9 protein-coding genes are annotated in these 12,573 nt (G+C 72.4%); 7 read left to right on the top strand and 2 right to left on the bottom strand.

The window, feature by feature from the left end; translation table 11 throughout:
* Window positions 1-72: 72 nt before the first annotated feature.
* From A6P39_RS20175 to A6P39_RS20155, 5 genes are all read left to right on the top strand, one after another.
* Window positions 73-444, top strand: a complete 372-nt coding sequence (locus A6P39_RS20175; protein ID WP_079133425.1) for an ArsR/SmtB family transcription factor — start codon at window positions 73-75, stop codon at window positions 442-444.
* Window positions 441-1,175, top strand: a complete 735-nt coding sequence (locus tag A6P39_RS20170; protein WP_067046651.1) for an aquaporin — start codon at window positions 441-443, stop codon at window positions 1,173-1,175. Before A6P39_RS20175 ends, A6P39_RS20170 begins: the two co-directional genes overlap by 4 nt.
* A 30-nt stretch (window positions 1,176-1,205) precedes the next feature.
* Window positions 1,206-1,628, top strand: a complete 423-nt coding sequence (locus A6P39_RS20165) for an arsenate reductase ArsC (RefSeq protein WP_067046650.1) — start codon at window positions 1,206-1,208, stop codon at window positions 1,626-1,628.
* A 760-nt stretch (window positions 1,629-2,388) separates the two neighbouring features.
* Complete coding sequence (locus A6P39_RS20160; protein WP_067046649.1) at window positions 2,389-2,598, top strand: hypothetical protein; 210 nt, start codon at window positions 2,389-2,391, stop codon at window positions 2,596-2,598.
* A gap of 104 nt (window positions 2,599-2,702) precedes the next feature.
* Window positions 2,703-5,846 carry an ATP-binding protein gene (locus A6P39_RS20155; RefSeq protein ID WP_067046647.1) on the top strand — a complete coding sequence of 1,048 codons (3,144 nt, stop codon included), beginning with the start codon at window positions 2,703-2,705 and terminating at the stop codon, window positions 5,844-5,846.
* Here the strand turns inward: A6P39_RS20155 and A6P39_RS20150 are convergent.
* Together A6P39_RS20150 and A6P39_RS20145 are read right to left on the bottom strand one after the other, a co-directional pair.
* Window positions 5,824-6,639: an ABC transporter permease gene (locus A6P39_RS20150; protein WP_067046646.1), complete on the bottom strand. Its 816-nt coding sequence runs from the start codon at window positions 6,637-6,639 to the stop codon at window positions 5,824-5,826. The genes A6P39_RS20155 and A6P39_RS20150 overlap by 23 nt on opposite strands.
* Entirely contained in the window at window positions 6,636-7,649 is a 1,014-nt protein-coding gene (locus A6P39_RS20145; RefSeq protein WP_067046644.1) for an ATP-binding cassette domain-containing protein, read from the bottom strand. Before A6P39_RS20145 ends, A6P39_RS20150 begins: the two co-directional genes overlap by 4 nt.
* Before the next feature lie 265 nt (window positions 7,650-7,914).
* Here A6P39_RS20145 and A6P39_RS20140 point away from each other — a divergent pair, with 265 nt between their 5' ends.
* Window positions 7,915-8,808, top strand: coding sequence for a glycosyltransferase family 2 protein (locus A6P39_RS20140; RefSeq protein ID WP_067046642.1), 894 nt, complete (start codon window positions 7,915-7,917; stop codon window positions 8,806-8,808).
* Between the two features lie 433 nt (window positions 8,809-9,241).
* Window positions 9,242-12,568 (top strand): AfsR/SARP family transcriptional regulator, encoded by a 3,327-nt coding sequence (locus A6P39_RS20135; protein ID WP_067046640.1) that lies wholly within the window; start codon window positions 9,242-9,244, stop codon window positions 12,566-12,568.
* The last annotated feature ends 5 nt before the right edge of the window (window positions 12,569-12,573 follow it).

The following is a 12,573-nucleotide window of genomic DNA, read 5'->3' as shown; positions in this document are numbered from 1 at the left end:
CCCCGGACGGCCTGTATTGACGTTCGTTGATGCAACCTTGCGCCTTGAATCGAAAAACGTCAACATAGAGGCATGTCGAAACAAGAGCTTGAGGTGATCGGGCAGGACGCGGCGTGTTGGGCCGGCCTGTCCTCGCCGCTGGATGAGGACCAGGCGGCCGAGCTGGCGAAGGTGTTCAAGGCGCTGGGCGACCCCGTCCGTCTCCGGCTGATGTCGATGATCGCCTCCCGTGGTGAGGGCGGCGAGGTCTGCGTGTGTGAGCTGACGCCGGCCTTCGAGCTGTCCCAGCCGACGATCTCCCACCACCTCAAGCTGCTCCGGCAGGCCGGGCTCATCGACTGCGAGCGGCGCGGGACCTGGGTGTACTACTGGGTGCTGCCCGGTGTGCTGGACCGGCTCGCCGCGTTCCTGACGACGCCACAGACCGCCGGAGCCACCGCGTGACCGCGTCCCTGGGTCGCCGTGTCGCCGCCGAAGCCATCGGGACCGGGCTGCTGGTTGCGGTCGTCGTCGGCTCCGGCATCCAGGCCACCGAGCTGTCGCACGACGTGGGCGTGCAGCTGCTCGCCAACTCCCTCGCCACCGTCTTCGGTCTGGGCGTGTTGATCGCCCTGCTCGGGCCGGTCTCCGGCGCGCACTTCAACCCGGCCGTCACCCTCGCTGCCTGGTTCACCGGCCGCCGCAAGGCCGACGGCCTCTCCCTGCGGGACGTGGCCGCGTATGTGCCCGCACAGATCGCCGGTGCTGTTGGCGGGGCAATCCTGGCCGACGCGATGTTCGGCAAGCCGCTGGTCCATTGGTCCACGCACGACCGGTCCGCCTCTCACCTGTGGCTGGGGGAGGTGGTCGCCACGGCCGGGCTGATCCTGCTGATCTTCGGACTCGAACGCATCGGCAATGCCTCCCTCGCACCGGTGGCCGTGGCCTCGTACATCGGGGCCGCCTACTGGTTCACCTCCTCAACCGCCTTCGCGAACCCGGCGGTGACCATCGGCCGGGCCTTCACCGACACCTTCGCCGGAATCGCCCCCGCCTCCGTCGCCCCGTTCATCGTTGCCCAAATGGTCGGAGCCGTGCTCGGGCTGGGCGCCGTGATCGCTGTGTACGGCCGTCCCGTCCCCGCCGCGGACGAGGTCGTGGTCCCACACGGCGAACCCGAACTCGCCTCCTCCTGATCCACTCCGCTCTCCCGAAAGACGCCTGCCATGAGCACCTCCGCCCCGCGCCCCTCGGTCCTGTTCGTCTGCGTCCACAACGCCGGCCGCTCCCAGATGGGCGCCGCGTTCCTGACCCACCTGGGCGGTGACCAGGTCGAGGTTCGCTCGGCCGGTTCCGCCCCCGCCGACGCGGTCAACCCCGCCGTGGTCAAGGCAATGGCGGAGGTCGGCATCGACATCTCCGCCGAGACACCCAAGGTCCTCACCGCTGAGGCGGTGCAGTCCTCGGACGTGGTGATCACGATGGGCTGCGGGGACGCCTGCCCCGTCTTCCCCGGCAAGCGGTACCTGGACTGGCAGCTGGACGATCCCGCCGGGCAGGGTGTCGACGCCGTCCGGCCGATCCGGGACGCCATCGAACAGCGGGTACGCAACCTGTTGGCCGAGCTCGGCATCCCTGCGGCGATATGACCACTACGAGCCGGCTCGGCGGGAGTGCTACCGCGCCACTGACTCGTCGCGCTGCTCGCAAGATACCCGCTTGCGTTCTTCGACCTGCACCTGCGGCACCGGGGGCAGGGGCACCTGCTCGACGGCCTGTGCCCGGCCTTCCCGGAGGTGAAGTTCATCCCATGAAGCGACGGCCGCGTCACTCCCGGTCGACTCGCCACCATGACAACCACCATCTCCTGTTGTCGCGGACTCCCCGCCGGTATTCGTGCACGGTCGGGTCCTGCTTTGGGGCGGGTATGTGTACTGGTCAAACCCACGGTCTGCGTGAGCGATGCGTGAGCGGATGGTGCGGCACGAGCCGTCACGAGCCGCACCGCGCATCACAGCGCACCTACTCTGACCAGGCAAAACCGGATCGATCGTGATCAAGGATCACCACCCGTCACGATCTTGCAGGCCCTCGTAACGCGTAGGTCTCCGGTTCGAATCCCGAAGGCGGCTCCGCTGAAACCCAGTATCGACACAGTCCGAGCTGGGCCGGCGGGATCAGTCCGACTCGGACCGCAGGTAGACCGCAGGTAATCGCTACACCCTTGGGGGCCAGGGCCTCGCCGCCGCCGCTCGAGTCTCGTGCGGGACGTGTGCTTTTTGCGACATTGTCCTGATTTGGGGTGTTGACGTAATGCTTGCGGCATATGACGATAAGCGGAATCACGAGCGCCGAACCGTCGCCCTGTGAAAGCGCGGCGCTCCCGTTCCGGCCCGAAGGAGGGCGGCAATGAAGACGTTCCGGAGGCGTGTCCCGGGCAAGAAGCCGGCGGTGGCGGCAATCATGATCCTCGGGGCGGTCCTCCTGGCCGCTCCGACCGCGACCGCCGCCACCGAGAGCCCGAAACCCCAGAGCCCAGACCTCGCCCTCTGCGTCCACAGCGCCGGCCCGGCCGGGCGCTATTTCTACCCGGGCTACTCCAACGTCCCCTGCATCTGAGTGGTGCATCGGAGCGGAAGGGGCGCCCGGAGTTCGTCGTTGCCCGCGGCACGGTGCAGCACGCGGCGAGGACGACCTGGCGCGCTGATGGCTAATCTTCAGGCGTGACCACCGAGTTGACCCTGCTGCCCCGAGTCTCCTGCCGCGGACAGGAGATCACGGCGCCCCGGCTGCGTGGGCTGCTGGCGTTGCTCGCCGAGGACCTGCGCACCGGCTGCAGCACGGGCCGGCTGGTGGAGGGGCTGTGGCCGGACGCCTTGCCGGAGCGGCCGAGCAAGGCCCTACAGGTACTGGTGTCGCGGCTCAGAGCACAGCTGGGTGCCCAGTTGATCGTGAGCACGCCGACGGGATACCGGCTCGCCCTGGAGGAGGCGCAGGTCGACAGCTCGGCGCTGCTGGCGCACGAGGCCGCGAGCGCCGAGTGCGCGCGGGCGGGAGATCACGAGGGCGCCCTGGCGCGGGCCGAGCAGGGGCTGGCGCTGTGGGACGGCGGCCTGGGGGCCGGGGAGGGCGAGGAACGGCACGATCCGGTGACGGCACTGCGTGCCGACCGGGTCCGGACGTACCGTTCCCTGGTCCGGTACCGGGCGCTTGCGCTGGCCCGGCTGGGGCGCAGGCGGGAGGCCGCCGCGCCGCTGGCCGAGCTGGCCCGCGAACTGCCGCGCGACGAGGAGGTGTTGGCGGAGCTGCTGCGCTGCGAGGCGGCCACGGCGGGCCGGGCCACGGCGCTGACCCGGTACGACGCCTATCGACGCGGACTGCGTGACGAGCTGGGCACGGATCCGGGGCCCCGGCTCAGGTCCGCGTACCAGGAGTTGCTGCGCGCGGACGCACCGTCCGTGCGCCACGGCGTGCCGCATGAGCCGAACCCCCTGCTGGGGCGGGACTCCGACATCGCCGCCGTCGCCGGGCTGCTGCGCGACGCGCGGGTGGTCACCGTCACGGGCCCCGGCGGGCTGGGCAAGACACGGCTCTCCCACGCGGTGAGCCGGGCGGCCGAGCAGCCGCTGGTGCACTTCGTCGCCCTGGCCGGTGTCACCGCCGACGAGGACGTGGCCGGTGAGGTGGCCTCCGCCGTCGGCGCCGGGGAAGGCCGGCAGTTCCCCGGCGGCGGGGACGCGGTGAGCGGGATCGTCGCCGCGCTGGGCACCGGTCCCGCCCTGCTGGTGCTGGACAACTGCGAGCACCTGCTCGCCGGTGCGGCCGGTCTCGTACAGGCGCTGGTGTCGCGGTCGAAGGAGCTGCGGGTACTGGCGACCAGCCGGGCGCCCCTGGGGCTGACCTCGGAGTCCGTGTACGCGCTGCCGGAGTTGTCCCTGGCCACGTCCTGCGAGCTGTTCGCGCTGCGGGCGCGCGCGGCCCGGCCTGGCGTGGAGCTGCCCGCCGACCGCGTGGCCGAGATCTGCCGTCACCTGGACGGGCTGCCGCTGGCCGTGGAACTCGCCGCGGCCCGGGTGCGGGTGCTCTCCGTGGCCGATATCGCGCGCCGCCTGCAGGACCGTTTCGCGCTGCTGCGCGGCGGCGCCCGGGACGCACCGGAGCGGCACCGCACGCTGCAGGCCGTGGTCGAGTGGAGCTGGAACCTGCTGGAGGGCGACGCTCAGGCGGCGCTGCGCGCGCTGTCGGTCTTCCCCGGGGGATTCACCGAGGACGCGGCGCAGTCCGTGCTCGGTGAGACCGGGAACGCGCTGGATCTGCTGGAGCAGCTGGCCGGTCAGTCCCTGATCAAGGTGGATGACAGCCCCGGCGGGGTGCGCTTTCGCATGCTGGAGACGCTGCGGGAGTTCAGCGCCGCCCGGCGGGAAGAGGCGGGCGAGGGCGCGGCAGTGACCGGCCGGTTCCTTTGCTGGGCCCGGGACTTCGGCCTGGCGCACCACGACGTGATGTTCGGCGGTGAGGCGTTGCCCTCCTTCCGCCGTATCCGTGCCGAGCAGGACAACCTCGTCCTGGCGCTGCGGCACGCCCTGGCCCACGCCGACGGGTCGGCCGTCGCCGCCCTCACCGCCGTCCTGGCCGCCTTGTGGTCCACCGGCTCCAACTACACCCGGCTCGCCGTGCTCGCCGCCGAGACCGGCGGGCCGCTGTCCCATTTCCGCCCGGGGCCGGAGGACCCCGAGTGCCTGGAGGCGGCCCGCAGCGCGGCGGTGATGTGCACGGTCGCCCTCTTCATGGGCCACGGCCCGCACGCCACGCGCCAGCTCGCCACACTGCGCCGCCTGCCGCCCGCCCCGCCGGACACCGTGCTACGGGCACTGGCCGTCGTGCTCTGTGCCGTCCCGGACATGCACCCGCCGCGGTACGCACGGCTGCAGGAACTGTGCAACGCCGACGAGCCCTTGCTGGCGGGCATCGCGGCGGGCGTCGCCAGCTACGTGTGGGAATCCGCGTACGACACGGAGCGCGCCCTCGAGTGCGCTCGCCGGATGCTCGCCGCGCTGGGGCCGTTCGGCAATCCGTTCATGATGCTGCTCAGCCATGGGCGGATCAGCGAGTTGTGCCTGAAGTCCGAGCGCGGCGCGGAGGCGTACGACCATTTGAGGGCCGCCGACGTGCTCGATGAGAGCGGAGACTGGTCGGACTCGATCGGCGTCCGCTACGGCCTGGTGTCCGCCTGTCTGCAGCGCGGGGAGGTCGACGAGGCGGAGTACTGGCTGGGCCTCGCCGCCCTGGGCCGGCAGCCGGAGTCCGCGCAGGTCACGCCCGAAGAACTGCTGGCCCGGGCGGAGATCGCACTGGCCCGGGGACTGACCGAGGTCGGACTCGGCCTGTGGCGACGGGCGGCGGCGGGGATCCAGGAGTGGAGCCTGCTGCAGGCCGCTGATCCCTTCATGGACTCGTGGTCGCTTCAGCTGCAGGCGGCCGCGCTCGCGGCGCACGCGCAGCACGACCGGCTGGAGCCGGTGGCCCACCTGGCCGAGCGGCTGCGGGAACGGCTCCTCGGGATGCTGTCGGGCTCCCCCGGTGCCAGGGACCTGGTGGACCTGCCGGTGTACGGCACGGTGCTGCTGGCGCTCGGCTACGTCGGGCTGGCCCGTGGCGATACGGCGGCGGTACGGCTGATGGCGCTGGCGGAGCTGATGCCGGCGATGCGGGACTTTCCCACCCTGTCCTCGGCGCGGTCCCGGCCGGCGGCCGAGAACGCCGACAGGGTGGCGTACGCCGAGGCGAGGTCGGCTTACACCACCCTGGGGCAGGAGGAGCTGCGGGCCGTGGCACTGCGCGAACTCAGCGCTGCGGCTCACGGTTGAACTTCGCCTTGGACCACAGGTAGCCCACCAGGGTCAGCCCCAGGCACCAGGCGATGGCCAGCACCGCGTTCTTGGTGCCGATCCCGCTGCCCAGCAGCAGCCCGCGCAGGGTCTCGATGGCGGGTGAGAAGGGCTGGTACTCGGCGAACCAGCGGAACCCGCTCGGCATGGCGTGCACCGGCACGAACGCGCTGGACAGGAGCGGCAGCATCGTCAGCGGCATGCCGAGGTTGCTGGCCCCCTCGGCGTTGGGGCTCACCAGGCCGATGCCGACCGCGATCCAGGCCAGCGCGAGGCTGACCAGCGCCATCAGCCCGGCCGCCGCGAGCCACTCCAGCGGTGTCGCGTTCGACCGGAAGCCGATGGCCACTCCGATGCCCAGGACCACCGCCAGCGCCAGCAACGTCTGGATCACGCTGGCGATCACGTGGCCGATCAGCACGGAGGCGCGGGAGATCGCCATGGTGCGGAACCGGGCGATGATGCCCTCGGTCATGTCGGTGGCCACGGACACCGCGGTGCCGAGCGAGGTCATGCCCACGCTCATGAGAAGAATGCCGGGGACGAGGTAGTCGACGTACTCGCCGCGGTTCGCGTGGCCGCCGGCGATGCCGGCGCTCATCGCGTTGCCGAAGACGTAGACGAACAGCAGCAACAGCATGACCGGGGTGAGCAGGAGGTTCAGGGTGAGGGAGGGGTAGCGGCGGGCGTGCAGCAGGTTGCGCCGCAGCATGGTGAGGTTGTCGCGGACGGGGCGGGACCGCAGGGAAGGGGAGGGGGACGCGGCGCTCATCGGACGGACTCCTTGTCGGTGGAAGCGGCGGAAGCGGCGGAGTGGGGGGACTTGGTGGGCTTGGCGGACTGGGCGGGGACGGGGTTGCCGGTCAGCGCGAAGAACACGTCGTCCAGGTCCGGGGTGTGCACGGACAGCTCGTCGGCCTCGATGCCGGCGCTGTCGAGCCAGTCGAGGATGGCGCGCAGCTCGCGCTGGGTTCCGTCGCTGGGAATCTGGAGGGAGAGCGCCGCGTCGTCACGGGTGGTCTCGCGCAGGGCGGCGGCCGCCTGTTCGTAGACGACCGGGTCGGAGAAGCGCAGCCGTACGTGGCCACCGGGGACGAGCCGCTTGAGCTGCTCGGCACTGCCCTCGGCGACGATCTTGCCGCCGTTGAGCACCGCGATGCGGTCGGCGAGCTGGTCGGCCTCGTCCAGGTACTGGGTGGTGAGGAAGACGGTGGTGCCGCCGGAGACCAGCTCGCGGATGATCTGCCACATGGTGTGGCGGGAACGCGGGTCGAGGCCGGTGGTCGGCTCGTCGAGGAAGATGATCCGCGGACTGCCGACCAGGGTCATGGCGATGTCGAGGCGGCGCTTCATGCCGCCGGAGTAGGTGGAGGCGGGCTTCTTCGCGGCCTCGACCAGGTCGAAGCGCTCCAGCAGCTCGGCGGTCACCCGCCGGCCCCCGGCACGGGAGAGGTGGTGCAGGTCGGCCATCAGGCGCATGTTCTCCTCGCCGGTGATCAGGCCGTCCACCGCGGAGAACTGGCCGGTGACCCCGATGGCGGCCCGTACTGCCTGGGCCTCGGCGGTGAGGTCGTGCCCGGCGACCCGCGCCTCGCCGCCGTCGGCGCGGAGCAGTGTGGACAGGATGTTGACCGCCGTCGTCTTGCCGGCGCCGTTCGGCCCGAGGAGGGAGAAGACCGTGCCGGCGGGCACCTGGATGTCGATGCCGTCGAGGACGGTCTTGTCCCCGTAGGACTTGCGCAGCCCGGTGGCCGCGATCGCGAGTTCGTGGTCCGTCGTCATGCCGCAGAGCTTGCGGCCGAGGCGGTTCAGCGCGGTTTCAGCGTGGTTTCAACGGCTCAGTGCGCCGTGGTTTCAACGGCCCGGTGCGTCCCGGAGTGTTCGGCTCCGCAGGGCGGAGGGAAGGCGCCGACAAATGCGGAGCAAAAGGGCTGCAAAGTGAATCCGGATCCGGTGAACCCGCGGTGCTGAGGCAACATCTTGGTGAACGGTGGGCGCCGCGCGGTAAGGGGTGCGGCGCGGCCGACGGCCGGATGGGGTGAGGGATGTGCAGGAGCCGAGGATCGCGGTCGCCGTGGTGACCATGGGCAACCGGCCCGCCGAAGTCGACGCCCTGCTGGAGTCCGTGGCCAAGCAGGATCTCGCCCCCGCCCGCATCGTGATCGTCGGCAACGGCTGCCGGCTGCCGGAGTTCGCCCGTCGGCTCTCGCTGCCCGGTGAGGTCACCACCATCGACGTCGACGAGAACCTCGGATGCCCGGGCGGGCGGAACGTGGCCCTCGCCCGGCTGCGGGAGTTCGAAGACGTCGACGTCGTCGTGGAACTGGACGACGACGGGCTGCTCGTCGACGCCGATGTGCTGCGCCGCGTGCGGGATCTGTACGCCTGCGACCCGCGCCTGGGCATCGTCGGCTTCCGCATCGCCGACGAGCACGGCGAGACCCAGCAGCGGCATGTGCCCCGGGTGGGGAAGTCGGACCCGATGCGCGGGGGCTATGTCACCGGGTTCCTCGGCGGCGGGCACGCCCTGAGCATGGCGATGCTGGCCGAGACCGGGGACTGGCCCGCCGAGTTCTTCTTCGCGCACGAGGAGACCGACCTCGCCTGGCGCGCCGCCGACGCCGGCTGGAAGATCCTTTACGCCCCCGAGCTGCTGCTCCAGCACCCGAAGACCTCGCCGGCCCGGCACGCCATCTATTACCGCGTCAACGCCCGCAACCGCGTCTGGCTGGTCCGGCGCCGGCTGCCGTTGCCGCTGATCCCCGTGCACCTCGGGGTGTGGACGCTCCTCACCCTCGCCCGCACCCGCTCCCTCGCGGGGCTGAAGGCGTGGTTCGCCGGGTTCGTGGAGGGCCTGCGGGAGCCGGCCGGCGAGCGGCGGCCCATGCGCTGGCGGACGGTGTGGCGACTCGGCCGGCTCGGGCGGCCGCCGGTGGTCTGAGCGCAGGCGTCCGTCGAAGACCCACGGGGCAGCGGCTCCGCGGAGAAGACGGGACGGGGCCCCGGTCGTTCACCTCCGCCGACCGGGGCCCCTTGCGTCCCCGGATCCAGCCTGCGGCGACACTCCCCCGAGTTACGCGACACACGCGCGCGCCGTCGGGCCGGATCCGATGGAATGATCACATCAGGATTCGCCAACGGATCGCTAACATGTGGCCAACGGTTCGTCGTCGGGTCGTGTTCCGGTTGGCCGGAATGCGCCGACGGTACCGAAGACCACCCGTCGGGCAGGCCGATTCGGGGCTGGTCCGGCTGGCAGAAGGTGGCGGGAAACCGTTACGGACAGGGCGGATTTCCGCCAGGGAACGGCGGGCGCACACCCGCCGCGGAGCACGGTCGGCACCGACCGCGCGGGAAGGCAGTGGAGCGGCGTGATGCGGCGGTGCGAGCTGCGGTTCGGACTGCTGGGACCACCGGTCCTGTACGACCGACCGCCGTACGGGATGTCGTACGAGCCCTCCGGCACTGATGTCCGCTCCGGTACCGATGCCCGCTCCGGTACCGATGCCCGCTCCGGCGACGATGCCCGCTCCGGCGACGACGCCCCCGACAACGGCGTCCGTGCCATCGGCAGTCCCAAAGTGCGCGTCCTGCTCGCGGCGTTGCTGCTGGAGGCGGGCCGGGTCGTGTCGGTCGAGTCGTTGAAGGACGCCCTGTGGGGCGGGGCGCCGCCCGTCTCCGCGCAGGCCTCCCTGCACAACCACGTCGCCCGGCTGCGCCGGCTGCTGGACGACCCGGAGCGGCTCAGGGCCGTACCGCCGGGCTATGTGCTGCGTGTCGATCACGGCGAGCTGGACGTGCACGTCTTCGACGCGCGGGTCGCCGAGGCGCGGGCCGCACATGCCTGGCGGGACTGGCCGGGCGTCGTACGGGCGTGTACGGCCGGGCTCGCGCTCTGGCGCGGCACCCCGCTGAGCGGGCTCCCCGCCGACCTGGGCGGTTATGCCCTGGTGCAGCGCCTGGAGGAGGCCCGGCTGCTACTGCTGGAGTGGCGCTACGAGGCCGAACTCGCCCTCGGCGGAGCCCGGTTGGCCGCGCTCGTGCCGGAGCTTGCGGCGCTCGTCGCCGAGCATCCGCTGCGCGAGGCCTATCACCGTCAGCTCATGCTCGCCCTGCACCGCACCGGCCGCCAGGCCGAGGCCCTCGCCGTCCACCGTGATCTGCGCGCCCACCTGGTCGAGGAACTCGGCATCGAGCCCGGCCCGGCGGTCCGCGAGGCCCATGTCGAGGTGCTGCGGGGCAGCGGCGAGGAACGGCAGCGCGACGGCATCGGGGGAGCGGCCCGCCGACAGCCGCATGACGACGGGCACCCGGGCGTCACGGCGGAACCGGAGGAGGGCGGGGACGGGGACGAGCAGGGCGAACCGGCCGCGCGGCAGACTCCGCGCCCGGCCCAGCTGCCCGCTCCGCCCGCCCATTTCACCGGTCGGGCCGACACGCGCCGCGAGCTGTGGCACGCGCTCACCGAGCCGCCCGCACCGGCCCCGGCCGTCGCGGTGATCAGCGGCATGGCGGGCGTCGGCAAGAGCGCGCTCGCCCTGTATGTCGCACATGAACTGCGGGAGCGTTTCACCGACGGTCAGCTCTACGTCAACCTGCACGGCGCCACCCCCGGCGTGACCCCGCTCACCGCCACGCAGGCCCTTGCCGCGCTGCTCCGGGACCTGGGCGCCGAGCCCCGCAGCATCCCCGAACACCCGGACGCGGCGGCCGCGTTGCTCCGCTCGCTGCTCGCTCCGGCCCGCATCCTGCTGGTACTGGACGACGCTGCGAACGCGGCCCAGGTACGGCCCCTGCTGCCGGCCGGGCCCGGCTGCGCCGTGATCGTCACCAGCCGCTCGCCGCTGACCGCGCTCGATGGCGCCCGGCGCTTCCCGCTCACCCCGCTGACCAGCGAGGACAGTGCGGCGCTGCTGCGCGCGGTGAGCGGACGCGAGGGGCTGGACGCCGGTCATGCGCTGGTCGAGCTGACCGGACGGCTCCCGCTGGCGCTGCGTGTCGTCGCCGCCCGGCTCGCCGCCCGGCACGCCCTCACGCCCGAGGTGCTGGCGGGCCAACTGGCCGAGACCGGTGGCCGGTTGCACCACCTGGAGTACGACGACCTGAGCGTCCGGCGCTCGCTGGCCGTCGCCCACGACGCGCTCGCCGCCGCGCAGCGCGAGGCGGACCGGGACGCGGCCCTCGCCCTGCGCCGCATCGGCGCGCTCGACCTGCCGACCTACGGCGCCCCGCTGATCGCCCGCCTCACCGGCACCGACGAGCGCCGTGCCGAGTCCGCCCTCGACCGCCTGGTCGACGTCGCCCTCCTGGAGGAAACGGCCTACGGCCGCTACGCCCCGCACGATCTGGTCCGCGACTTCGCCCGCGAACTGGCGGACATGGAGCGGGACGGCACAGCGCAGACACCGGAAACCGGGCCGCACCGCGGCGCGCAACCGCCCGCCGCCCGCCCCGCACACTCCACCAACGCCCAGCCCCCCGCCCGGGATGCCCTCGGCCAGGCTGCCTCCAGCCAGGGGGCTTTTGCCCAGTCCGCCCCCGATCTCGCCGCCCTGCGTTGGTACGCCGCCGTTGCCGAGCGATTGCTGGTGGCGGTCGTGGAGCCCGGGCTCGATCAGGACGACCGGCGGCGGCCCACCTCCGCGCAGCCGCTGGAGCATGCCGCGGATGTGGCGGAACTGTCGTTCTTCTCATCCGCCGAGGTGGCCTTCGGCTGGGGTGAGGTGGAGCTGGAGAACATCGTCGCCCTGGTGGCGCGGAACGCGGACAGCGCCGATCCGTGCCGGACCGCGTATCTGTCCGTGCTCGCGCGGCTGCTTTTCCCCTACGTCCAGCGCAGTGGCCGCGTCGCTGAGATGGAGGTGCTGGGGCGGGCCGCGCTCGCGGCGGCGCGGCGACTCGGGGACGCGGCGGCCGAGGCATACGCGCTGGGCGACCTCTCGGGCCTGCACTTTCTGACCGGCCGGCAGAAGGACGCCCTCGCCCTCACCGACCAGTCCCTGGAGATCTGGCGGCGGCTCGGCAGGGCCTCCAGGATCCGCCGCTGCCTGAACAACCGCGGGCTGCTGCTGGAAGGGCTCGGGCGGTTCGCGGAGTCCGGGGAGGCGCTGCGGCAGAGCCTCGCCTACTCCCGGCAGTTGAACGACCCCTACGGCGAGGCCGTCACCCACAGCCACCTCGGCAACCTCTACGAGCACACCGATCCGCGGGCCGCGATCGAGCAGCACCGGCGCTCGCTGGCGATCGGGGACGCGATCGGCGCTGTCATCGTGCAGCACTCCGCGCACTGCAACATCGGCTACGCCCATCTCAGCCTCGGCGAACCGGCCGCCGCGGCCGAGCACTTCGAGGAGAGTCTGCGCATCCTCGGCGGCGCCGGCGACTGGCACGGCGAGTCGCAGACCCGGCTCGGCCTGGTCCGCGCGCTGCGGGAGCTGGGGGACACCGACCGGGCGGGCGTCGAGTGCGCCGAGCTGCTGCGGCGCGCGGACGCCCGCGCCGACTGCTACATCGGCGGTCTCGCCCGGCACCAGCACGGGCTGCTGCTGCGCGAGAGGGGGCGGTGGCCGGAGGCGTACGACGCCTGGCGCGCGGCCCTCGCGGCGCTGGACGGCACGGACGAGCAGGCGGTGCTGAGCGAGCTGCGCGCGCTGCTCGCCGAGGGCCGGCCGGGCCGACCGGACCGGCCCAAGGCCCGCTGATCCGC

This window comes from Streptomyces sp. FXJ1.172 (assembly GCF_001636945.3).
Lineage (GTDB): Bacteria > Actinomycetota > Actinomycetes > Streptomycetales > Streptomycetaceae > Streptomyces.
Note: the sequence above shows the minus strand (reverse complement) of the source record. Positions and strands in the feature narration are given on the sequence as shown.